Below are 22,433 nucleotides of genomic sequence, written 5' to 3' on the forward strand. Positions count from 1 at the left end.
GGTGCGCCGGATATTCGGGGTGCGAAATTGTACTCGCCCCCACGTCATCATGCAATTTGGCAGGAATATCACCGGATTGGAAAATCAGTTTTTGGCAATCTGTGGTGATGATTGAGCGGGCGTTGCCGGTGTTCAACTATCCGGCGCGAGTTGAAACCAGGTGAACTGTTCACTCATAAGATGGTGGGGGGGATGGCCATTGCCCGCGGTGGCTAGCCAATCCCAATCCAGTTTTGGCGAGCCGGCTTTGAAGCGTTGATAGGCAACGCCCTGATGGATGGTCAGAAAGAGGGTTGTGGGGAGTCCCAGCTTGTTGCTGTAGCGCACCATCAGATCCCCCTGATAGTCGTTGCTGATCCTGACTTTGAGCGCCTGCAGTGTCAGACCGGTGGCGTGACCCTGTTTGTCCCAGACTTCAAACATGATGTGAATACTCTGATATCGATGATGCCACGATGAGCAAGCTGGGATGCAATTGCAACTGTCAGATCTGACAAGGGGGAGTGTGAGTGGGCGATAAAGCGAAAACCCGGCGCTAGGCCGGGTTTTCTGAATGATGGTGGAGGGAGAAGGATTCGAACCTTCGAAGGCAGAGCCGTCAGATTTACAGTCTGATCCCTTTGGCCGCTCGGGAACCCCTCCACAGGGGCAAAGCAAATTGTATTCAGCCATTGCAATCAGGGAAATGGTGGAGGGAGAAGGATTCGAACCTTCGAAGGCAGAGCCGTCAGATTTACAGTCTGATCCCTTTGGCCGCTCGGGAACCCCTCCACGGGGTATTTCCTGATTGTCACTACTTTTGCACTTGAATGGTGGAGGGAGAAGGATTCGAACCTTCGAAGGCAGAGCCGTCAGATTTACAGTCTGATCCCTTTGGCCGCTCGGGAACCCCTCCCCAAGTGCGAGGCGCATACTATCAGATCCAGAGGCTTTGTGAACCCCTTGATGAGGCATCTGGCAGTAAAAAATGACTGTTCGCCGATTTTTTGATACATCCAGCTCAAAATTCAAGCTTATCAGCAAGTTGTGCGCTGCTTTTCTGCACAAATTTGCATCCATGCCAGCTGGCGATTGCGCTGAAGATGAGGCAAAGAGCAGAAGACCGCCTGTGTCGGCGGTCTTCCCGGGCATCACATTTAGCGCTGGAACGGGTAGACCGAACCCAGTTTCAGGATCTGGGTCAGCTCGTCCAGCGCGCTGCGGGACTCCTGCACCAGTGCCGGATCCCGCAAGTCATCCAGGGTCAGGCGGTCGCGGTAGTGGCGATCTACCCAGCCATCGAGGCGAGCAAACTGGCTGTCGTTGATCAGGCAAGCCGGATTGACCGCGGCGAGCTCCTGATCGTTCATGGCAACCCGCAGTCGCAGGCAGGCCGGGCCGCCACCATTGCGCATGCTCTGTTTCACATCCATATAGTGGACCGCCTTGATCGGGGTAGCCTGTGTCAGCAGCTTGCCAAGATAGGCCGACACCGCCGGATTGTCGCGGCACTCGGTGGGGGCGATGATAGCCATCTCACCGCCCGGCAGGGTGAGGATCTGGGTGTTGAATAGGTAGGATTTCACCGCATCCAGCACGGATACCTCAGCAGTCGGCACTTCGATAAAGTGCAGATCCCCCTCGCCAAACTTGCCGCTGATCTCGGCCAGCACCGCCTCGGTGTTGAGGAACGCTTGTTGGTGGAAGAACAGCACGTTCTGGTTGCCCACCGCGATCACGTCGTTATGGAACACCCCCTGATCGATCACCTCCGGGTTTTGCTGGATAAACACCACGCTCTCCTCGCCAAGGCCATGCAGGCGGGCGATGGCTTGGCTCGCTTCTAGGGTCTGGCGGGCCGGGTAGCGCTTCGGCGCCGAGCGGGAGTAATCAAAGGCGCTGCGGCCATAGACGAACAGCTCGACCCCCGCCTCGCCATAGGCGCGGCAGAGGCGGGTATGGTTGGCTGCCCCCTCATCGCCGAAGTGATCATTTTCCGGCAGATGGAGGTGGTGGCTGAAGTGGCGATCATTGTTGAATACGGCGCGCAGGATACGGCCAGTGACGTCGGGCTCCAGAGAGCGGTGAAACTTGTTGGTCAGGTTGGCGGGGGTGAAGTGAATGCGGCCATCCTGGGTATCGGCACTGGGGGAGACGGTGGCGGCGTTGGCGGTCCACATGCTGGAGGCCGAGTAGCAGGCGGCCAGTACGGCAGGAGCCTGTTTCGCGGCCTGCTCCAGCACCCGGGCATCGTTGCCGGTGAAGCCGAGGCGGCGCAGAGTGGCGAGATCGGGACGCTCTTGTGGCGCCAGTACCCCCTGGGTCATGCCAAGCTCGGTCAGCGCCTTCATCTTGCGCAGCCCCTGTTTGGCAGCCTCTTTCGGATTGGAGGCCTCCTGGGCATTGCTCTGGGAGGCAACATTGCCGTAGGAGAGACCGGCATAGTTGTGAGTCGGGCCGACCAGACCGTCGAAATTGACCTCGAAGTGCTTCATTGAGTACATCCTTTCGATTTTTATGATGGGGAGCGGTTCCTTCCGCGCACAATGCGTCGGGGTTGGGCCATTATAAAGAGATTTTATTTTTTTGTAACAAGCCGGTAACTAACAGACGTTTTTATGTCGTTTTAGATATAAAAAGAGGGGCGGTATGGCAGAAAATTGAAAAAGCGGTTGCGTCCGGCCTGTTGCCTTCGCATTAATAAATAAAGAAGCAATAAAAGAAGCCGTGTGGTTCGGGCTGGTCAGGCAAATTGGTTCACAACATTGCTTTTTCGCGCCAAATCTCTTATACAGCCCCACAAAACCGCACACCAACCCCGTCGGGTGCAATGAGGATAATAGTTACAGCATGGGCAAATCACTGGTCATAGTGGAGTCTCCGGCCAAGGCCAAGACGATCAACAAATATCTGGGCAAGGACTACGTGGTGAAATCCAGCGTGGGTCATGTTCGCGATCTGCCCACCAGCGGCAGCGCCAGCACCGAGCCCAAGAAACCTGTCATTCGCGGCATCAAGTTGAGTGAAACCGAGAAGGCTGCCAAGGATCGCAAGGCCTTGTTTGCCCGAATGGGTATCAATCCGACAGCTGGCTGGCAGGCCAACTACCAGATTTTGCCCGGCAAGGAAAAAGTGGTCAGCGAGTTGCAAAGTCTGGCCGAGAAAGCCGACACCATCTATCTCGCAACCGACTTGGATAGAGAAGGGGAAGCGATCGCCTGGCACCTGCGCGAGATCATCGGGGGCGACGACAGCCGCTACAAGCGCGTGGTGTTCAACGAGATCACCAAGAGCGCCATCAAGGAGGCGTTCGCCCAGCCATCCGAGCTCAATATTGACCGCGTCAATGCCCAGCAGGCCCGTCGTTTCCTCGACCGTGTGGTGGGTTACATGGTCTCCCCGCTGCTGTGGAAGAAGCTGGCCCGTGGTCTCTCCGCCGGTCGGGTACAGTCCGTTGCGGTGCGCCTCATCGTTGATAAAGAGCGCGAAATCAAGGCGTTCGTACCGGTCGAGTTCTGGGATCTCAACGCTGATCTGCTGACCGCCGAGAAGAGCGATCTGCGGATGGAAGTGGTCAGCCGCAACGGTGCCGACTTCAAGCCGGTCACCCAGGCAGAGACCTTTGCCGCCGTGGCTGCCCTGGAGGGGGTCGACTACAAGGTGGTGAACCGGGAAGATAAGCCAACCGGTTCCAAGCCATCCGCGCCGTTTATCACCTCTACCCTGCAGCAGGCGGCCTCTACCCGTCTAAGCTTCGGGGTCAAGAAGACCATGATGATGGCCCAGCGTCTCTATGAAGCGGGTTACATCACCTATATGCGTACCGACTCCACCAACCTCAGCAAAGAGGCGGTCGAGGCGGTGCGCGAATATATCGGCGAGCAGTATGGCGCAGCCTATCTGCCGGCCGAGCCGAATTTGTATGGCGCCAAGGCCAATGCCCAAGAAGCGCACGAGGCGATCCGTCCCTCCAGCGTGCTGGTCACGTCAGAGATGCTGGAAGGGATGGAGCCGGATGCCATGCGTCTGTACGATCTCATCTGGCGTCAGTTTGTCGCCTGCCAAATGACCCCGGCCCAGTACGACTCTTCCACTCTGACCGTCAAGGCAGGTGAGTTCGAGCTCAAGGCCCGTGGCCGTACCCTGCGCTTTGCCGGTTGGACCAAGGCGCTGCCGCCGATGGGTCGCAAGGGTGAAGATAGTCAGCTGCCTGCGGTGACTGTGGGCGAGGTGTTGAAACTGGTCAAGCTGGATCCGCGCCAGCACTTCACCAAGCCGCCTGCCCGCTTTACCGAAGCGGCGCTGGTACGCGAGCTGGAAAAACGCGGCATCGGCCGTCCGTCTACCTATGCCTCCATCATCTCCACCATCGTCGATCGCGGTTATGTGCGGGTCGAGAGCCGTCGTTTCTTCGCCGAGAAGATGGGCGAGATCGTCACCGATCGGCTGGTGGAGAACTTCGTCGAGCTGATGAACTACGAGTTCACCGCCAAGATGGAAGACAAGCTCGATGGCATCGCCGAAGGGAGCCTGGAGTGGAAGAAGGTGCTGGACGCCTTCTACGCCGAGTTTACCCAAGAGCTGGAGCAGGCTGACAAGGCGCCCGAAGAGGGCGGCATGCGTGCCAACCAGATGGTGATGACCGACATCGACTGCCCGGATTGCGGCCGCAAGATGGGGATTCGTACCGCCACCACCGGCGTGTTCCTCGGCTGCTCCGGCTATGCCCTGCCGCCGAAAGAGCGCTGCAAGAAGACCATCAACCTGGTCTCTGCCGATGAGTTTGTCTCCGCCACTGACGGCGAAGAGGCGGAAACCGAAGCGCTGCGCGCCAAGCACCGTTGTGGCGTCTGTGGCACCGCAATGGATGCCTATATCATCGATGACAGCCGCAAGTTGCACGTCTGTGGCCGCAACCCGGACTGCGATGGCTACGAAATCGAGAAGGGCCAGTTCAAGCTCAAGGGCTATGAAGGGCCGAGCATCGAGTGCGACCGTTGCGGTAGCGAGATGCAGCTCAAGAACGGCCGTTTCGGCAAGTACATGGGCTGCACCAACGAGACCTGCAAGAACACCCGCAAGATCCTGAAAAACGGCGACATCGCCCCGCCGAAAGAGGATCCGGTACCGCTGCCGGAGCTCAAGTGCACCCAGTCCGATGCTCACTTTGTGCTGCGTGACGGTGCTGCTGGTCTGTTCCTGGCGGCCAGCAACTTCCCCAAATCCCGCGAGACCCGCGCACCGCTGGTGGAAGAGCTCAAGCGCTTCAAGGATCGCATCTCGGCCAAGCACAAGTATCTGGCCGGTGCCCCGCTCACCGATCCGGACGGCAACCCCGCCATCGTGCGCTTCAGTCGCAAGACCAAGGAGCAGTACGTGATGACCGAGGTTAACGGCAAGGCGACCGGCTGGACCGCGCACTACGACAACGGTACTTGGCAAGAGAGTTTGCCGAAGGCTAAAAAAGCCTGATGACAAAGAGGCCCCGACAAGGGGCCTCTTTGCTTATGGATGGCGTTATACTGAGATAGCTGCAAGGAGTGCAGCTGTCGTCAATCGCGAAGTAGACAAGGAGGTTGAGATGGAGATTAACGAGATCCGGCCGGGCATGAGCTGCATGACCCGGGAAGGGGCGGCCTATGTGCTGGAGGTGGACCGGCAGAGTCTGCTGGTGCTGCTGCAGCGCGAGGACGAGACCATTCCGGTACAGGTACGCTGCGACGAGATCCTGGCGCCGCTGGAGTGATCCGGCACTGACCCCCTCAAAAGGGCAGTAGAAACAGCAGCTCGGCCAAGTCGGGCTGCCATTGCCACTCCTTCATTCTGATCCGCCCCCCGATCACCACGACCCCCTCCTGCTGCAGGCGTCCCGTCTGTTCGGCAAAACCTTGCGATCCTTTTGGTAGCGAGATGGTGCCCGCCGCGCCCAGCACCCGATGCCAGGGCAGTATCTTGTCGGTTTCCCGCAGCACCTTGCCTACCAGTCTTGCCCGTCCGGGCAGACCCGCCAGATCGGCCACCTGACCATAACTGACCACCCGGCCTGCCGGGATCAGGGCGATGATTGCTTCGATTCTGGCCACTTTTTCATGGGAGGGGTGAAACATGGATGCCTGTTGTTGGGGTGGTACGGATGGGCCATTGTGGCCTCTTGGCGTGCTCGGGAGCAAGGGGGCTGGGAGCGGTCAGAATAAGGTTGGGCATAGGCTGAAATGAAAAAAGGCGGCCGTTTGGCCGCCAAAATAGAGACAACATTACCTCTGTGGCATCCGGTAGCGCACCTGCAACTGATCGAGGATCTGCAGCTGACCCGGCAGGCGGGCGGCGAAGTGCTCCCAGCCCTTGTGGGCGGGATCGCTCCAGGCCACCTCGGCCGTGGCCAGCATACGCGGGAACAACATGTAGTCGAGACGATCACGGCTGGTGATCAATTCTGACCACAAGGGGCTCAGCACCCCGAGGATGTTATCGTTGGCATGGAAATCGGCAGGTGCAGGATCGCAAGCATAAACCTGCTCCAGATTGAGGGTACCCGCCCAGTAGAGGCCGGGTTCATGAATATCGGCGCTCCAGGCGAGATCGAGATAGAGGAACTGGGCGGGCGCCATCACCACCGGATAACCGGCCGCGGCAGCATCCAGCCCCGCCTGAAAGCTGGTCCAGGCACAGATGGCCGCTTTGCGGCTCACCTTGTCGCCATGCAGGATCTCCTCCCAGCCGATCATCTGTTTGCCTCTGGCGGCCAGATAGCGCTGGCAGTGGCGCAGCAGATGGCCCTGCAGCTCTCGGCAGTCGGTGTAGCCCTGTTCGGTCATCAGCTGCTGGCAGGCGGGGCTGTCGGTCCAGACCCCGGTCGGCACCTCGTCACCCCCCATGTGGATCTGCGGGCCGGGAAAGAGCTCGCATACCTCGTCCAGCACCGCCTCCAGAAAGCGGTAGGTGCCGGGCAGGGCGGGGTTTAGCACGTTGTCATCGAAATGCTGAACCGAGCGGTAGCGGGAGTGATCCGCCGTTTCGATCAACAACTCGGGCAGCGCCTTGATGGCGGCGTGGCAGTGGCCCGGAATGTCGATCTCGGGAATGACGGTGATGCCGAGCTCACCGGCATAGCTCACCAGCTCCTTCACCTCGCTCTGGGTGTAGTAGCCGCCATAGGGTTCGGCGCCGCCGCTGAGCTGGGGGTCGATCGCCAGATTATGGCCGCGCCAGGCACCCACGTCGGTCAATGCCGGGAAGGCCTTGATCTCGAGTCGCCACCCCTCGTCATCGGTCAGATGCCAGTGGAAGCGGTTGAACTTGTAGAGGCTCATCAGCTTGAGCAAGCGCTTGATGGTGGCCGGAGTGTGGAAGTGGCGGGCGCAGTCGAGAAAAATGCCGCGAAAGCCAAAGCGCGGGGCATCCTCCAGCGTGACGCAGGGCAGGCTCTCTCCATGTTGCAGATACCACTGGGCCAGCGTCACCAGCCCATGGCGCCAGCCCGCTTCGTCGGCGGCGGCAATCACCACCTCCTGCGGCGTGATGGTGAGTTGATAGGCTTCGGGGGCCAGTTTGTCCTCGGTCAGCCGGATTTCAGCGTCGTGATCCTGCGCCAGCGCCAGCGACGTCAGCTCGTTGAAGTGGGCCAGCAGCTTCGGCACATCGCGGGGGGCGCTGACATGAGCCCGCTCGGCCAGCCGGAAGTTTCCCTCCAGTTGCACCAGATGGGCCGGTTGCGGCACGATTCCGGGCTGGGGCTCGACCTCGGGCAAGTCGGGGCGGGTTACCGGCGGGTTTTCCAGTCCGAGATCCTGAGCTGCCAACATCACCGGCAACAGCTGGGCACCCGTAGTCGCCTCCGGCAGGCTGAGGAAAAAGCCCTGCGGCATGTCGGAGAGCTTCTTGATGGGGGTCTGGCGGCAGCAAAAGCGCAGCTCGCAGCTGTCAGCGTTCGGGACAATCACCTTGTAGCTGCCGCTCTGGCGCTCCAGCTCGCCCCCTTGCAAGGAGTCGGGGTCGATATGGCGAGCCAGACAGAAGTGCAGCTTCCACTTGGTATCAGGCATGCGGGAGAGGGTGAAGGTGAACCAGACATCCTCGCCGTCACGTCGGGCTACCTGGGTGTGGATCAGGGGTGTAGACATGGAAAATCCTCTGATTGGGCAAACAGGATGGCGCCATCGAGCGCATCTGCCTGGGGGGGGATCAGGTTGAGCTGGCCGAGACGGGGGGCAAGGCGGGTGCCAATCCCCCCCAGCAGGGCGATCTGTCTGGCACCGAGCTGGGTCATCCCCTCCAGCAGGATCCGCAGTTGTTCGCAGGTTTCGTCCAGCAGCTGATTGGCTAGCTCGTCGCCATCGCTGGCGGCATCGAATACCCAGGGGGCAAAGTGGCCATAGTCCGCCGGAATGGCGTGGGCGGCCCAGCGTACCACCTCGGCCTGATCCCGCCTGAAGCGATCCATCAAGCGGATGGCGAGGGTGCTGGGGGGCAGAATGCCGTCGTGGCAGAGCAGGGATTGCTGGATGGCGCGCAGTCCCAGCCAGGCACCGCTGCCTATATCTGAAATGGGGAAGCCGCGGCCGGAGCAGGTGCGGATCTGCCCCTCCTGATAGACCAGCCCCACCGAGCCGGTACCGGCGATCAGAATGGCCCCCTCACGGCCACCAAAGGCGCCGAGGCAGGCACCGAAGGCATCGGAGGTGAGCCTGACGCTGGCGAAAGGGAAGGGCATCTCGAGCAGGGCGTGATAGCAGTCGGCCAGCTCGGCGGAGGCGAGCGCCAGCCCGACCCCCATCTGTTGTTCGCACTCGATAGCGATCCCGGCGGCAAGGCGGGCGCTGGCGATGGCGGCCAGCACATTGGCGTGGGCATGGGGGATGCCCAGCTCCAGATTGGAGCCGGCTGAACGCCCCTCTCCGAGCAGCTTGCCCGCCCGATCCCGAATGCGGGCGCGGGTGTGGGTGCCCCCGCCATCGACGCCTACCCAGAACTCAATCATGGCGACCTCCATTTCCCTGCGCATTCTGCCAGCTGATAGCCAGGGCAAACCAGGCTGGCTGTATGGAGGATCCACGACTCTCCCCAATGCCAATGATGCTCGAGCCGATCTCAATCATGGTGCTCTCCCTGCTCATTTCGAGGACTCAGGGCACTCTGCCAGCTGATAGCCAAAGCAAACCAGGCAGCGTGGGGGATCCACTGCTCGCCCCAGCGCCAGTTCTGATCCAGCCGATCCTTGTACTCCTCCGGAATAAAGGCCACGTTGTTTTCGTCATCAAACCCTGAGGTGATGCCGTTGCAGATCCCCCCCTGCGCATTGGGATACCCGGCGGTATAGGCGGGGTTGTTGATGCCGTGGCCCGCCAGCATGCAGGCGTTGAAGGGGTTTTGCCCGAGGATCCAGTCGAGTTGGCGCTGACCGTAAGTAATGAGCGGCTGGCTCTGGCGGGGGAAGTGACGGGCGCCAGCAAAGGCCATGGCCGCCAGCGAGGCGAGGCGGGCATTCTCCCCCTGCCACCAGTAACCGGACTCGTTGTGGTGGGGCATAAAGAAGCTGACGCGCGGCGCTTCATCCACCCCTTGCACATATTGGCGGGCGAGGGAGAAGGGGTTGCCTGCGCGGGTGCAGAGCGCCAGTTCGGCGGCCAGTGCCTGCTCGACCACAGTTTGCACCCGGGCCTTGCGCTCCTGATCCGGCTCCACGTCCAGATATTCCAGCAGCGCCAGCACCGGCAGACCCGCTTCGGCGGCGTGGTAGTAGGGGCGCGAGCCATCCTCGTTGGCCGACCAGTAGTGACCCAGCTCTGGATGAACGCGCAGGCGGGCACAGAGCTTGCTGGCGCGGGCTCTCGCCTCATTGAGCCACTCGGCGCCGAAGGTGCGGGTCAGCTCTACCGCTGCCAGCAGGGCGCAGTAGTCGTCGATGATGTTCTCGACCCCGTCATCGATATAGGCAAGGTTGTGCTCACGCAGATGCAGGTAGCCGCGTTTGGCCGCCTCTGCGTAGCGGCTGGCATCGAAGTCGCCGCTGACGCTCTCGCGGGCGGCACGGGCCAGCGCGGCGATGGCCATGCCGCCCCCTTGGCGAAAACCCGCCTGCCAGTTGGCGGATTTGAGCCCCTGCTGGGTGGCATAGGCGCACAGCTCGCGCTGGGCGGGATCCTTGCTCCACTTGTCGAACAGGGTCATGTAGAAGAAGCCCGACTCATCCTGCATCCGGCAGAGGAAATCGGCGCCGTGCTGCGCCTCGTCATTGAGCCGCTTACAGAGGTTCACCCCGTCGATATCGCGGCGCGGGGCCAGCAGTTCCCGACACTTGAGCAGGGCCCACACAACCATAGGGGTCTGCTGGGGGTTGAGGTAGTTGGCGTAGGAGAGGTGGCTCAGGTACTTGCTCATGTCGCCGCTGGCATCGAACCAGCCGCCGTGCACATCTTTGTGCTGGTCGGTGCCAAACAGGCGGGCACTGCGGTCGGCCCGATCGAAGGTGCCGCTGGCGCGCTGTCCCTTGAAGTAGTGAATAACGTCCGAGAGGCAGCGGCTGGCCAGCAGATCCTGGCCGATGGCAAAACGGGTCGAGCGGACTATGCCTTGGGCAGTGATCGCCTCCAGCCGATAGTGGCCGGGCTCCTTGAAGGCGGAGAAGTCGGCGCTTAGGTAAGCGCGGCCCTGCCAGCCGGGGACGCAGCCAGCCGGTTGCAGCGGGGTTTCAAACAGGATCTGGCCATCATCAAGGCGTTGCAGCCTGACATAGCCGCCGAGATCAGGGGCGGGGGAGGTTTGCAACAGGGCGACCTTGTGTCCGTCGCACTCGTAGCCCACCTGATTGATCAAGAGTTCCATCAAGGTATTACTCCTGTGGTTCACCGCCGGGCGGTGAGGCACATCACGGGGCTGTGGCCGCCCCGTATCGAGGCATGGCCGGACAGGGTTGCCCGGCCGGTATTGGGTTCACCTTCACTCGTAGAGGTAGCAGCGCACGAAGTGGTTGTCAGCCAGCTTGGTGATGGGGGGCAGCGCCTCCTTGCAGCGTGGCATTGCCTGATTGCAGCGCCCGGCAAAGGGGCAACCGCAGGACTCCGGTGTCCAGAGCGGGATCTCCCCCTTGCGGCCCCCCTCCAACTCGGCGTGGATACTCTTCTCGGGGTCGGGCACCGCCGAGATAAGCAGCTGGGTGTAGGGGTGTTGCGGGTGGTGCAGGATCTCGTCCACCTCGCCCCACTCCACCATGTGACCCACATACATCACCGCCAGATCTTCCGCCACATAGCGGGCGGTGGCGATGTCGTGGGTGATGTAGAGCATGGAGACGCCGAGCTCGTTCTTCATCTGCTCCATCAGGTTGAGGATGCCGATGCGAATGGAGACGTCGAGCATGGAAGTCGGCTCGTCCGCCAGCACCACTTCCGCCTCCACCGCCAGATTGCGGGCGATGTTAACCCGCTGGCGCTGGCCGCCGGAGAGCTGGTGCGGATACTTGGCCGCCGTTGCCTTGGCGGGGGTGAGCCCCACCTTCTCCAGCAGGGCGTAGACCATGTCGGGCAGATCTTTCTTGTCGATCACCTTGCTGTGCAGCAGCAGGGGGCGGGCGATGTGGTGATAGATGGTGTGGGTCGGGTTCAATGAACCGAACGGATCTTGCCACACCATCTGCACGCTCTGGCGATAGTCCAGCAGGGCGGTGCCCTTGTTGAACTCCTCCAGATCGTGGCCGCGATAGAGAATGCGCCCGGCACTGAGCTTGTACATCTTGGCGATGATCTTGGCGATGGTGCTCTTGCCGGAACCCGACTCCCCGACCACCGCCAGGGCGCGGCCCCGGTGCAGGTTGAAGGTGATGTCGGAGAGGGCCCGCATCTTGCCACTCTTGATGGCATTGGAGTTGATGGGGAAGTCCTTGTAGAGGTGCTGGACTTCGATGATGGGTGCATCGGTTTTGGCGATTTGCATGACAGACATCCTTAACAGCCAGCGGCCTTGTCCAGATAGATCACGGAATCTTGTTGCAGTCCCTGCTCCTCATAGAGGTGGCAGGCGGTCTGTTGCCCGGGGCGGATCTCGGCCAATTTGGTGTACTCCTGACGGCAGCGATCGTGCACCTTGCCGCAGCGGGCCTGAAAGCGGCAGCCGACCGGCACCTCCAGCAGGTTAAGCGGGGTGCCCGGGATCCCCTCCAGCACCTTCTTCGGCCCGTGCAGGGGCGGGAAGGAGTTACCGAGCCCTCGGGTATAGGGGTGCAGCGGCGCGGTCAGGATCGCCTTGGAGGGGGCGACCTCCACCAGTTCACCGGCATACATGATGCCGATGCGATCGCAGAACTCCACCATCAGGGAGAGGTCGTGGGTGATGAACAAAATGGAGAAGTTGAACTTCTCTTTCAGGGCATAGACCTTCTGCAGGATCTCCCGCTGTACCACCACATCGAGCGCCGTGGTCGGCTCATCCATGATCAGCAGCTCGGGGTTGAGCGCCATGGCGATGGCAATCACCAGCCGCTGGCGCATGCCGCCGGAGAACTGGTGCGGGTAGTCCTTGAGCCGGCTCGGGTGGATATCGACGATGGTGAGCAGCTCCTGGGCGCGCTTGATCGCCTCGTAGCGGGTCATGCCGGGGTTGTGGGCCAGCAGCACGTCGCAGAACTGCTCCTCCATCCGCAACACCGGGTTCAGGGCGTTCATGGCGGACTGGAACACCACCGACACCTGTTGCCAGCGGTAGGAGCGCAGCCGCGCCTCGTTGTAGTGGAGGATGTTCTCCCCCTTGAACAGGATCTCGCCACCGCTGATGTAGGCGGGCGGCTTGTGCAGCCTGGCCACCGAGAAGGCGACGGTGGATTTGCCGCAGCCCGACTCACCGGCGAGACCGAAGATCTCGCCCTGTCTGATATCGAAGCTCACCGAGTTGACGGCGCGCACGTCACCATTTTCGGTGATGTAGTCGACGCAAAGATTGCGTACTGACAGCAAGGGATGCTTGTTCATGCTGTCTTCTCCTGTCCTGCTTGCATGGGGGCTGCGGCCGCTGTTGCAACTGGAGCGGCAAGTTTCTTCCAGCGGTTGAGCCCTTTGTGGGAGCGCAACTGCGGGTTGGCAATCTCGTCGATGGCGAAGTTGAGCAGGGCCAGACCGGCACCCAGAGTGGCGATGGCGAAGCAGGGGGCCAGGATCTCCCACCAGGCACCAATCAGGATGGCGCTGGAGGTCTGGGCGTTGTAGAGCATGATGCCCCAGCTCACTACGGTCGGGTCGCCGAGGCCGAGGAACTCCAGGGTCGCTTCGGTGACGATGGCGTAGATGATGGAGCCGATAAAGCTCACCCCGATGATGGAGATGAGGTTGGGCAGGATCTCCACCAGAATGATGCGCCAGGCCGGCTCGCCCAGCACTTCAGCGGCGATGACGAACTCTTTCTCGCGCAGCGCCAGGGTCTGGGCGCGGATCACCCGCGCGCCATAGGCCCACGAGGTCAACCCTATTATCACGGCAATCACCGTCGGTGACGCCTCCCCGATAAAGCTCGCCAACACCAATAGCAAGGGGAGGTTGGGGATCACCAGCACCACGTTCATCAGGAAGGTGAGGCACTCATCAATCAGACCGCCGAAATAACCGGCAGTGATGCCGATGGCAACGGCCAGGGTGCAGACCAGCAGGCCTGCGCTAAAGCCCACCAGCAGTGAGATACGGGCGCCGTTGGTGAACTGGGACCAGATATCGTGGCCCATGCGGGTGGACCCCATCACGAACTCGGCACTGGGCGGCTGGTGCGGGCGAGCCACCCGTTTGGTCGGCTCGTTGCTGGCCAGAATGGGGGCAAAGATGGCCATCAGGACGAAGGCAACCACGATGGCGAGGCCACAGGCGGCTTTGCGGTTGCCCAACAAGATCTTGAGAATGGTCGGCATTTGCATCTTATTTGCCTCCTGTACGCAGACGGGGATCCAGGAAGACGTAGAGCACGTCGGCCAGGAAGTTGAAGCTGAGCATGGTGATGGTCATGATGAGCAACTGCCCCTGAATGAGCGGGTAGTCGCGCGCCAGAATGCCCTGATAGAGGGTCAGGCCCAGCCCCGGATAGTTGAAGATCACCTCGGTGATGAGAGAGCCACCGATGACGAAACCGAGCGCCATGGAGAGGGCTGTGACGCTGGGCAGAATGGCGTTGCGGGCGCCGTAGTTGAAGATCACCCGGTTGCTGGAGAGCCCCTTGGCCTTGGCCATGGTGATGTAATCCTCGCCCAGCAGGTTGATCATGTTGTTGCGCATGGTGATGAGAAAGCCCCCCACCTGCACCACGGCCAGGGTCAGCACCGGCATGATGGCGTGGGTCATGATGCTCTTGATGTGCTCCCAGCCCCAGTCAGCCGGAATTTCCGGGCTGTAGGCGTAGCCGATGGGCAGCCACTCCAGGCTGACCCCGAACAGGAACAGGGCGAGCAGGGAGACCACCACTGGCGGAATGGCCTGCATCACCAGGGTGAGCGGGGAGAGGATGCTGTCCATCCGGCCGCCGCGATACCAGGCAGCGAAGATGCCGACGATGGAACCGATGGAGAAGCTCAGGATGGTGGAGGTGCCGACCAAAAATAGGGTCCAGCCGATGGCACGGCCCAGCACGTCAGAGACCTGCTGCGGGTAGAAGCGCACCGAGGTGCCGAGATCCCAGGTGAAGACACTCTTCACATAGGTGAGAAATTGGGTGCCGATGGGGCCGTCAACAAAACCGAAGGTGGCTTTGAGGGCTTCCAGGGCGGCGGGTTCCATCATGGCGCCAGCGCGGGCAAACATCACGGAGACAGGATCCCCTGGCATGGCACGGGGTAACAGGAAGTTGATGGTGGCGGCTACCAGAAAGGCAACCAGGTAGAAGGAAAAGCGTCTCAGTATGAATCCCATGATAGTACCTTTTACTGCAAGTCTGCCCCGCGTCGGGTATAGCTACCCCAACCCCGGCAAAGCCGGTCAAGAAGGGGATTAACGGGGAAGAGGGCCCCCCGCAGGGGGCCGGGATTGTTTAGCTGTTTGGCTTGAGGGACAACACGTGCAGCAGGCGCTCAGGGGTGTCCGGGTGGAGCTGAGGTTTGGCTACCGGGTTATCAGCACTGAACCAGCCGTTGAAGCGCTTGGTGCTGTACTCGTACCAGGTCGGGTTGTTGAAGACCGGAATGATGGTCTGGTTGGCACCAACACGATCCTGGATGGCGAACATGATCTCCTTCTGCTTGGCAGCATCGGCGGTCTGGGTGAAGTCATCGATCAGCTTGTCGAGCTCGGGATCCTTGTAGCGGGGCGCGGCGAAGCGGTTGCCACGGTCACCCATGTTGCGGGAGTGGAACGCGGTCTCGAAGTACTTGTGCGGGTTGGCACCGGCAAAGTAGCCCTGCAGCGCCACATCAAAGTCGCCAGTGATGAGGTTCTCGGTCCAGACGGTCGCTTCCGGGGTGGCGGTCTTGGCATTCAGGCCCAGTGCCTGCAGCCCTTCTACACCGATCTGTACTGTGTTGACCCAGTCGGTCCAGCCGTTCGGTACCAGTACCTTGAACTCGATCTTTTTGCAGCTCGGGGTGTCGAGGAACTTGTCGCCGTCACAATCCTTGTAGCCTGCCTCTTTCAGCAGGGCCTTGGCCCCTTCCAGATCGAACTTGTTGTACTTGCCGTACTTCTTGTCCACTTCCGGGTTGTTCCAGGAGTCAAAGGCTTTGCCCAGACCTGACGGGTACTCGTTGACGGTGGGGTAGCCGTAGCCCGCGATATCCACCATGGACTGGCGGTCCATCGCCATGGAGAAGGCGCGACGGAAGTTGATGTCGTTGAAGGCTTCGTTATTGCCCGGGTTCTTGGTCTTGAAGTTGACGTTGAACGCCACGGTACCGGAGGCCGGGAACCAGTATTTGTTGTTCTTCGGATCGTTGCCGACGTAGAGGCGCTCGATGTCCGGCACGAAGGAGCCGAACCAGTCGATGTCACCCTTCATGACAGCAGCCAGCACCTGGTCGTTGGTGGCCATCTGCGGCATGCGCAGACAGTCGATGGCGAGATTGGCGTTATCCCAGTAGTGCGGGTTGCGGCACTGGGTATAGAGCTGGGCGGAGAAGTTGTCCACTTCGGTGAAGGGGCCAGTACCGACCGGCTTGTCGTTGGTGAAGGCAACCGGATCTTTCACCGATTTCCACTGGTGCTCCGGCACGATAGGCACCAGCACCAGATCATTCACCACGTTGGTGTTGACCTCGGTCAGGTCGAATTTGACCTTGTTGGGAGCCAGCTTCTCGACGCTCTTGATCTGGGTCCAGATTGAGCGCTCGTCCAGCGCTTTGTTGGCCTTGACCAGATTGAAGGAGAAGATGATGTCATCGGCATCAAAGGCCTCGCCGTCAGACCACTTCACGCCGTCACGCAGATCGAAGGTGACGGATTTCAGGTCATCGCTGAACGCATAGTTGGTGGCCAGACGATAGACGGGTTTACCCCCTTGCATATCGTTGAAGATCACCAGCGGTTCATAGATGAAGTGACGGGTGGTGTGCAGCAGGCCCGCTTGCAGGAAGGGGTTGAAGTTCTTGACCCAGGCGGTTTCCTGCTGTGCGACCATGGTCAGCACGGTTTTGTTTTCTGCGGCCATGGCGTTACCGGCAGCACCGGCAAGCATCATGGTTCCCAGCATTACAGCGGTAGAGATTTTGGATACTTTGGCAAGCATATGTTTTCCTTTCTTATTTTTTGGCATTCCCGAGGGTTCGCCTTGTTTTGTGTGAGCACCGGTTTCGCATGCTGATGAAATCGGCCCTCTGTGTTGGTCAGGTGTCTAACCTTTGTCGTTCTGTTTTCCAACACCCTTAGCAAACCAGAATTAACAGGAAAACAACAACTATTGATTTCGTTGTTTTCGTAAAAATTGACGGTGTTACGTCAATTTCGTCAAAATTGATTTTTATCTACATAAAATCATTGGTTTACGTTATTTAATTTCGCGTAGAAAGTGGCTGAGAAAATGGCGTATATGACAAAATTGTGAATTGGATCTGCTCTCTGTTTCGGGGTTGTGCGGGGCTTTGTTTTGCATAAAAAGAAACCAGATTGCCAATTGTGATCCGGCGCCCGTTTAGGGCGCCGTGTCACGGCTTGCGGTTGGCGAGTTGACGCAGGGTCTGTGCGCTGTGCTGCAACTGCTGGCGCTGGTGGTCATTGAGCGGGCAGTGGCCCAGCACATACTCGGTGGTGGCCACGACCGTCTTCCAGCGTGGTGACTTGGGCAGGGTGTCCAGACTCAGGTATTTGTCGAGGGTGCGGGTCTGCGGGCTGGATCTGTCCATATAGACCCGCCACAGCTTGCTCTTCTCTGCCAGCACGATTTTGCCCTTGCCGGTGCCCTGCTGCCAGGCATCCAGGGCGAGCTGCATGGTCTCGACCAGCGCCCGACGCAGCGGCTCGTCATCCTGCTGGCGAATGAGGTCATCGGCCAGCGAACGGAACTCGCCACCCAGGCGGCTCAGCTCGCCCAGCAGTTGCTCATCTTCGATGATGGCTTGTCGCGAGAGGTTCTTGAGGGCGTTCTCCAGCGCCATTACCCGGCTCTCGTCCTGGCGCTGCTCGGTACTCAGAGTGAGGGCGAAGGCGGCCTGTCCCCCGAGCGCGATGGGCAGGGCGCGGGCGTTGAGCACGTCTTTTTGCCCAGCCACCAGAAATTCCAGATTGTGTTCCCGTTCGCTGGCGAGGTTGGGCCACTGCTGTTGCAGCGGGGTGGCGAGCCACTCATTGAGGGGCTGCCCCTCCATAGCTTCCGGCTCCTGCCCCAGCCGGCGCGCCAGCACCCGGGAGGCAAACAGCACTGTGCCCTGCTCGTCGATAAAGATCATGGGGTCGGCCCCTTCGCCGAGCAAGGCCAGCAGCCGCTGCTGATCCTGATGCAGCCGATCCTGCAGGGTGAGGCGATGTTCGATCTCCTGCTTCAATAGCCGGTTTTCCACCAGCGAGGCGCGCCCCGCCTTGGCCTCCAGCAGTGCCTTGACCCGGGCAAACAGCTCCTCCTTGCAGAAGGGTTTGACCAGATAGTCGTTGGCACCGGCCCCGAAACCCTCCTCGATATCCTTGGGCTGGTTGAGGGCGGTGAGCAGCAGCACCGGCAGCATCTCTTTCGGGTGTTGCTCGCGCAGGCGGCGGCAGACGTCAAAACCGGAGAGGGTCGGCATCATCACATCCAGCAGGATGAGGTCTACCGGCTCCTCGGCCAGCTTGGCCAGCGCATCGTGACCGTCACTGCTGGGCAGGATGCGGTAGCCGCAAGGCTGCAGCAGATGGCGCAGGATGTGCAGGTTGATGGGCTCGTCATCCACCACCAGAATGAGCGGCGCATCCTCGGGGGGAGGGGGCAGATCGTCGCTCTCCCAGTCAGGCAGGATCAGCGGTTGCTGGCGCACCAGCTGATGCTCGATCTGGCGGCTGCCCTGGGTCAGAGTGGCCGCTTTGCCGGTGGCAAGGGGCAGGGTAAAGGCGAAGGTGGAGCCGACGCTCGGCTCGCTCTCGACAAACAACTCGCCACCCATCAGGTGCACCAGCTGGCGGGTGATGGAGAGGCCAAGGCCCGCCCCCTGCTTGCTTACCTCCGGGCTCATCTGTACCAGCGGCTCGAAGATATGTTCCAGATGGTCGGGGGCGATGCCGATGCCGGTGTCCGTGACCTTGATGCGCAGGAAGTTGCTCTCGACGATGGCACTGAGCACCACCTTGCCCTGCGGCGTGTACTTGATGGCGTTGCCCACCAGGTTGTAGAGCACCTGTTCGAGCCGCTGCTCATCGGCCAGCACCGGCGGCAGTTCGGCCGGGCTGATATCCACCAGAGTGAGAGGTTTGGCCTGCACCAGATGCTGGCAGAGGTCCAGCACCAGCCGGATAACCCCCTTGGATGAGACGGGCTGGGGGTGGATCTCCAGCTGGCCGTAGCGCATCTGGTGGTAGTCGAGCAGATCGTCCACCAGACGGGCCAAGCCGTCGGCACTCTTGATGATGAGGCCGAGCTGCTTTTGCTGTCCTTCGGTCAAATCCTGCTGGCTGGCGAGCATCGACTCGGCCATCCCTTTGATGCCGTGAATGGGAGTGCGCAGCTCGTGGGAGGTGTTGGCCAGCAGTTCATCCTTGAGCTTGTCCGCCTGCTGCAGACTGAGGTTCTGCTTGTGGGTCAGCTTGACCTGCTGTTGCAGCTCCTGGGTCTGCTGTTCGATCAGTTCGATCTTGTCCTTCACCGAGCGCTGCATATGGCGAAACGCCTGTGCCAGTCGGTCGATGTCATCGCCGGTGCGATCGATGGCGATGGGGTGATCCAGCGCGCCATCGGCCACCTGCTCGGCCGCTTCGGTCAGTGAGCGCAGCGGTGCCGTGATGGAGTGGGAGAGCCAGCGGGAAAACAGGATCAGCAGCAGCAGGGAACCTGCCCCCAGCACGATGACCAGCGTCTCCAGCTGGCGGATCGGGGCATAGGCTTCCCGGGTGGAGATCTCGGCGATAAAAGCCCACTCGGTATCGAATACCTTCACCTGGGTGTAGGCGGCCAGCACCTCGTCATCCTGATAGGAGCGAAACTGCCCGACACCCTGCTCGCCAGAGAGGGTTTTGGTGACGAGGGGGGTCTGCAGCAGGCGGAAATTCTGGCTAAAGCTCTTCTCGACACTGTACTCCGGTGCCAGCCAGGCATCGGCCCGCATCCGTTTGTCGGGGCCGATGAGAATGGTCTCGCCGGTTTTCCCGAGCCCCTCCCGCTCCGCCATGATCTGGTTGAGCTTGTCCGGCAGCAGCTCGAAAATGACCACCCCGCGCACATAGTCGTACTGCATCACGGGCGCCGCCATGTAGGCGACCACCTGACCGGTCAGCTCGTTGCGGCCAAAGTCGGTGAATTCGAAGATCTGCTGGGGCTTCTGGCCACCATCGAGGCGGCGCTTGATCTTGGCGAAGGTTTGGCCTAAGCCACTGCCCTGATAGGGGCCGGAGAGCAGATTGGTGGCAAAATTAGGGTGCTTGGTGACCGAATAGACCACGTCGCCATTGAGGTCGACCAGAAAGATGTCGCTGTAGTTGGACTTGCGCACCATGTCGGCATAGCCGCGATGAAAACGCTGGTGCACCCGGCCATACATCTCGCCTGCCAGGATCAGGGCACTGATGGAGGGTTCGATCGCCACCTCATTGTCCGGTTTGCGCAGTTGATCCCAAGAGCCGGGCAGATAGCGGGCCTGAGCACTGTTACGGGCCTCCTGCGGCGTGGTGCCAAGCTTCTCGAATGCGCCGGTAAAGCCATAGAAACGACCGATACTGTTGCCGGCGAAATCCTGCTGGGAGAAGTTGATGATCTGCTCTTTGAGGTTGTTGAAGTAATCCTCGAGCTGACTCTTCTTGATATTACGGACGGAGACCAGATGGTTGGAGGTCTGGGTGGTGAGATCCTTGCCGTGGCTGTAGAGGAAGAAGAGGGTGATGACCAAAAATGGCACCATCCCCAACATGAAAAAAGCCAGCATTAACTGCGGCCTGAGTCCACGAAGCTTGAAGATCCATTTCATCTTGTGATTTTCAATTGAGAATCCGGTTATTAAGCCGTTCAAGTCTCGAACGAAAGCGTAATCATTTCAACGACTTTATCCCAAATTCGCTTGGCTGGTCACAGCGGGATGGAGAAAATAGCAGCAAGCCGTTTAAACCCTGAGCAAACAGTCTGCATCAGGGCTTAAAATGCGAAAAAGGGGTTGTGCTGGCGCTCGGGGTACGTATAATGCGCCTCGTTGTCAGGTAACTGGCACGACAGCAGTAACGCGGGAATAGCTCAGTTGGTAGAGCACGACCTTGCCAAGGTCGGGGTCGCGAGTTCGAGTCTCGTTTCCCGCTCCAATTTTCCATCGCACCAACGATGGAACTCACTTTCAAGACAATCAGTCTTGTCGGCATGGCGCGTTAGCAAAGCGGTTATGCAGCGGATTGCAAATCCGTTTAGTCCGGTTCGACTCCGGAACGTGCCTCCATATTCTCTCTGTTTTTCCTGAATCACCACTCTTTTAGTAGTGAGCCTTGGTCAGTATCCTTGCTGCACCAGTAGCTGTTCGCAACCTGCCTGTTTCCACTCCCGCTCGAGATAGTGGCTCACATCCGCCATGTTTTGCCCCCGATATTTAAATTGCACCTCGGCGCTGTGCTGGCTGAGATCCGCAATCCGTTGTTTCAGGGTGCGGCATTGCCACAGGTTGACGGTGGGTACGCCCCGTTCGGCCAGCACGATGGCATCTTCCCGATTCAGTTGCCACTCCTCCAGTTGTGCCTGTGTCAGGGCAATTATCAGCACCAGCAGTGCCACTTCCGGCAGTTTCATGCGTGTCTCCCTACGGCATGTTTTGTCCCTGATAACTGTGGCAAAGCGCACGATTTTCGCAAACTTGTTAACTGTTGGTTGGTGACGTAACAAATTTTCAGTATTTCCCATTTTTCGCCTTTTTTTTATAAAAAAATGCTTTCGTGATGTAGTAATCCTACATGGAGTGGAGTAATCTTTGTTCAGTGGTCTTACCAGTAAGGAGTTACATCATGTTTCATCCCTTTTCCCTGACTCAGATTATTCTTCGTCGCATTTATGTATTGCTGGTGGGCATTCTGGCTTTCCCCGTGATGCTATTTCGCAGCGATCGTGCGCGCTTCTACAGCTATCTGCACCGGATGTGGAGCAAAACCAGCACCAAACCGGTTTGGCTCAAAATGAGTGAGCGTGGCGAGCGGATCTTCTACTAAACCCCATTCGCACTATGTGCAAAAAGAGACAGCCTTGGCTGTCTCTTTTTTTATCTGCTTGGCGCAAGCCCTGGCTCTCAACATCAGTTTATTTGTTGGTGTTTTATTGCTTTAAGGTTGCATTCGGCCCTGCCTGTTAGCGGGGCATTTTTATGTCTGAAGCATCTCTTTTGATGGTGGCTGTAAAGAAGAGTAACGGAATAAAAAACATCAGATGGCGCTTTTTATTCATGAATTGGTGGCCGCGGAGAATATTTTATCTGAAAATAGCGATTTTAAATCAGACACTTACAGCTTGGTCTTTGAACTTTTTAATTCTTTTTTGTGTTTATTTGAAAGGGAACGTCCCGTTTGCCGGTTCTATTGCAAGTACCCGGTTGCGACAAATCGGGATATCAGCAACATCCAACGACATCAAAAGGAACATGAACATGAATGTTAAAAAAAACACTGCTATCGCCTCTGCCATGACCGGTCTGCTGGCGCTGGGCGCCCAATTTATCGCGGCGCCAGCCATGGCTGCCGATGAAAAGGAGAAGTGCTATGGCGTGGTCAAGGCCAGCAAGAATGACTGTGCGACCAAGAGTAACTCCTGCGCGGGTACTGCTAAGGAAGATGCTCAGGGTGATGCCTTTGTGGTAATGCCCAAAGGGCTGTGCGAGAAGCTGGTCGGTGGTTCGCTGCAACCCAAGTAAGAGACATCGGGCAGGG

17 protein-coding genes and 5 tRNA genes are annotated in these 22,433 nt (G+C 59.5%); 6 read left to right on the top strand and 16 right to left on the bottom strand.

The genetic code is table 11. From position 1 onward, the window contains the following. Positions 1-132 precede the first annotated feature (132 nt). The 5 genes from NMD14_06165 to astB all read right to left on the bottom strand — a co-directional run bounded on the left by NMD14_06165 (position 133) and on the right by astB (position 2,474). Positions 133-423 carry a hypothetical protein gene (locus tag NMD14_06165; protein XEI33992.1) on the bottom strand — a complete coding sequence of 97 codons (291 nt, stop codon included), beginning with the start codon at positions 421-423 and terminating at the stop codon, positions 133-135. 134 nt (positions 424-557) lie between these two features. Next, positions 558-642: transfer RNA gene (locus NMD14_06170), tRNA-Tyr, on the bottom strand. Between the two features lie 44 nt (positions 643-686). Further along, a tRNA-Tyr gene (locus NMD14_06175) sits at positions 687-771 on the bottom strand. A 39-nt stretch (positions 772-810) separates the two neighbouring features. Then, positions 811-895, bottom strand: a tRNA-Tyr gene (locus tag NMD14_06180). A 241-nt stretch (positions 896-1,136) separates the two neighbouring features. Then, positions 1,137-2,474 carry an N-succinylarginine dihydrolase gene (astB, locus tag NMD14_06185; protein ID XEI33993.1) on the bottom strand — a complete coding sequence of 446 codons (1,338 nt, stop codon included), beginning with the start codon at positions 2,472-2,474 and terminating at the stop codon, positions 1,137-1,139. 355 nt (positions 2,475-2,829) lie between these two features. Here astB and topA point away from each other — a divergent pair, with 355 nt between their 5' ends. Further along, on the top strand, positions 2,830-5,451 hold the full coding sequence (gene topA, locus NMD14_06190) for a type I DNA topoisomerase (protein XEI33994.1): 2,622 nt from the start codon (positions 2,830-2,832) through the stop codon (positions 5,449-5,451). Between the two features lie 109 nt (positions 5,452-5,560). Continuing rightward, positions 5,561-5,725 carry a hypothetical protein gene (locus NMD14_06195; GenBank protein XEI33995.1) on the top strand — a complete coding sequence of 55 codons (165 nt, stop codon included), beginning with the start codon at positions 5,561-5,563 and terminating at the stop codon, positions 5,723-5,725. A gap of 16 nt (positions 5,726-5,741) precedes the next feature. Here NMD14_06195 and NMD14_06200 read toward each other — a convergent pair whose 3' ends face one another. The 10 genes from NMD14_06200 to NMD14_06245 form a co-directional block, all read right to left on the bottom strand. After that, entirely contained in the window at positions 5,742-6,086 is a 345-nt protein-coding gene (locus NMD14_06200) for an MGMT family protein (protein ID XEI33996.1), read from the bottom strand. 147 nt (positions 6,087-6,233) lie between these two features. Continuing rightward, positions 6,234-8,099 carry a beta-N-acetylhexosaminidase gene (locus tag NMD14_06205; GenBank protein XEI33997.1) on the bottom strand — a complete coding sequence of 622 codons (1,866 nt, stop codon included), beginning with the start codon at positions 8,097-8,099 and terminating at the stop codon, positions 6,234-6,236. Beyond that, entirely contained in the window at positions 8,084-8,956 is an 873-nt protein-coding gene (locus tag NMD14_06210) for an N-acetylglucosamine kinase (GenBank protein XEI33998.1), read from the bottom strand. The genes NMD14_06205 and NMD14_06210 overlap by 16 nt, the downstream gene beginning before the upstream one ends. Before the next feature lie 110 nt (positions 8,957-9,066). Further along, complete coding sequence (locus tag NMD14_06215) at positions 9,067-10,800, bottom strand: glycoside hydrolase family 9 protein (protein ID XEI33999.1); 1,734 nt, start codon at positions 10,798-10,800, stop codon at positions 9,067-9,069. Between the two features lie 114 nt (positions 10,801-10,914). Continuing rightward, positions 10,915-11,907 (bottom strand): ABC transporter ATP-binding protein, encoded by a 993-nt coding sequence (locus NMD14_06220; protein XEI34000.1) that lies wholly within the window; start codon positions 11,905-11,907, stop codon positions 10,915-10,917. Positions 11,908-11,918: 11 nt separating this feature from the next. Further along, positions 11,919-12,938 (bottom strand): ABC transporter ATP-binding protein, encoded by a 1,020-nt coding sequence (locus NMD14_06225; GenBank protein ID XEI34001.1) that lies wholly within the window; start codon positions 12,936-12,938, stop codon positions 11,919-11,921. Next, positions 12,935-13,867, bottom strand: a complete 933-nt coding sequence (locus NMD14_06230; protein ID XEI34002.1) for an ABC transporter permease — start codon at positions 13,865-13,867, stop codon at positions 12,935-12,937. The genes NMD14_06225 and NMD14_06230 overlap by 4 nt, the downstream gene beginning before the upstream one ends. 1 nt (position 13,868) lies before the next feature. Beyond that, positions 13,869-14,852 carry an ABC transporter permease gene (locus NMD14_06235; GenBank protein XEI34003.1) on the bottom strand — a complete coding sequence of 328 codons (984 nt, stop codon included), beginning with the start codon at positions 14,850-14,852 and terminating at the stop codon, positions 13,869-13,871. 118 nt (positions 14,853-14,970) lie between these two features. Beyond that, positions 14,971-16,656 (bottom strand): ABC transporter substrate-binding protein, encoded by a 1,686-nt coding sequence (locus NMD14_06240; protein XEI34004.1) that lies wholly within the window; start codon positions 16,654-16,656, stop codon positions 14,971-14,973. 415 nt (positions 16,657-17,071) lie between these two features. Further along, positions 17,072-20,509, bottom strand: a complete 3,438-nt coding sequence (locus NMD14_06245) for an ATP-binding protein (protein XEI34005.1) — start codon at positions 20,507-20,509, stop codon at positions 17,072-17,074. Positions 20,510-20,758: 249 nt separating this feature from the next. Between NMD14_06245 and NMD14_06250 the strand changes: the two genes are divergently transcribed. Both NMD14_06250 and NMD14_06255 read left to right on the top strand, forming a co-directional pair. Beyond that, positions 20,759-20,834 (top strand) — tRNA-Gly (locus NMD14_06250). 57 nt (positions 20,835-20,891) lie between these two features. Continuing rightward, positions 20,892-20,965: transfer RNA gene (locus NMD14_06255), tRNA-Cys, on the top strand. A 50-nt stretch (positions 20,966-21,015) separates the two neighbouring features. Here the strand turns inward: NMD14_06255 and NMD14_06260 are convergent. Then, positions 21,016-21,309 (bottom strand): hypothetical protein, encoded by a 294-nt coding sequence (locus NMD14_06260; GenBank protein ID XEI34006.1) that lies wholly within the window; start codon positions 21,307-21,309, stop codon positions 21,016-21,018. 212 nt (positions 21,310-21,521) lie between these two features. Here NMD14_06260 and NMD14_06265 point away from each other — a divergent pair, with 212 nt between their 5' ends. Beyond that, on the top strand, positions 21,522-21,722 hold the full coding sequence (locus tag NMD14_06265; protein XEI34007.1) for a YbfA family protein: 201 nt from the start codon (positions 21,522-21,524) through the stop codon (positions 21,720-21,722). 431 nt (positions 21,723-22,153) lie between these two features. Then, the gene (locus tag NMD14_06270; protein ID XEI34008.1) at positions 22,154-22,417 is read left to right on the top strand and encodes a DUF2282 domain-containing protein; all 264 of its coding nucleotides are present in this window, start codon (positions 22,154-22,156) and stop codon (positions 22,415-22,417) included. Positions 22,418-22,433: the final 16 nt, after the last annotated feature.

The sequence above is a fragment of the Aeromonas veronii genome (assembly GCA_041319085.1).
Classification (GTDB): Bacteria; Pseudomonadota; Gammaproteobacteria; order Enterobacterales; family Aeromonadaceae; genus Aeromonas; species Aeromonas veronii_F.

Bases quoted from the DNA above. Each gene is read 5' to 3' on its own strand.
- NMD14_06165 (XEI33992.1), bottom strand. From the start codon at position 423: ATGTTTGAAGTCTGGGACAAACAGGGTCACGCCACCGGTCTGACACTG.
- astB (XEI33993.1), bottom strand. From the start codon at position 2,474: ATGAAGCACTTCGAGGTCAATTTCGACGGTCTGGTCGGCCCGACTCAC.
- topA (XEI33994.1), top strand. From the start codon at position 2,830: ATGGGCAAATCACTGGTCATAGTGGAGTCTCCGGCCAAGGCCAAGACG.
- NMD14_06195 (XEI33995.1), top strand. From the start codon at position 5,561: ATGGAGATTAACGAGATCCGGCCGGGCATGAGCTGCATGACCCGGGAA.
- NMD14_06200 (XEI33996.1), bottom strand. From the start codon at position 6,086: ATGTTTCACCCCTCCCATGAAAAAGTGGCCAGAATCGAAGCAATCATC.
- NMD14_06205 (XEI33997.1), bottom strand. From the start codon at position 8,099: ATGTCTACACCCCTGATCCACACCCAGGTAGCCCGACGTGACGGCGAG.
- NMD14_06210 (XEI33998.1), bottom strand. From the start codon at position 8,956: ATGATTGAGTTCTGGGTAGGCGTCGATGGCGGGGGCACCCACACCCGC.
- NMD14_06215 (XEI33999.1), bottom strand. From the start codon at position 10,800: ATGGAACTCTTGATCAATCAGGTGGGCTACGAGTGCGACGGACACAAG.
- NMD14_06220 (XEI34000.1), bottom strand. From the start codon at position 11,907: ATGCAAATCGCCAAAACCGATGCACCCATCATCGAAGTCCAGCACCTC.
- NMD14_06225 (XEI34001.1), bottom strand. From the start codon at position 12,938: ATGAACAAGCATCCCTTGCTGTCAGTACGCAATCTTTGCGTCGACTAC.
- NMD14_06230 (XEI34002.1), bottom strand. From the start codon at position 13,867: ATGCAAATGCCGACCATTCTCAAGATCTTGTTGGGCAACCGCAAAGCC.
- NMD14_06235 (XEI34003.1), bottom strand. From the start codon at position 14,852: ATGGGATTCATACTGAGACGCTTTTCCTTCTACCTGGTTGCCTTTCTG.
- NMD14_06240 (XEI34004.1), bottom strand. From the start codon at position 16,656: ATGCTTGCCAAAGTATCCAAAATCTCTACCGCTGTAATGCTGGGAACC.
- NMD14_06245 (XEI34005.1), bottom strand. From the start codon at position 20,509: ATGAAATGGATCTTCAAGCTTCGTGGACTCAGGCCGCAGTTAATGCTG.
- NMD14_06260 (XEI34006.1), bottom strand. From the start codon at position 21,309: ATGAAACTGCCGGAAGTGGCACTGCTGGTGCTGATAATTGCCCTGACA.
- NMD14_06265 (XEI34007.1), top strand. From the start codon at position 21,522: ATGTTTCATCCCTTTTCCCTGACTCAGATTATTCTTCGTCGCATTTAT.
- NMD14_06270 (XEI34008.1), top strand. From the start codon at position 22,154: ATGAATGTTAAAAAAAACACTGCTATCGCCTCTGCCATGACCGGTCTG.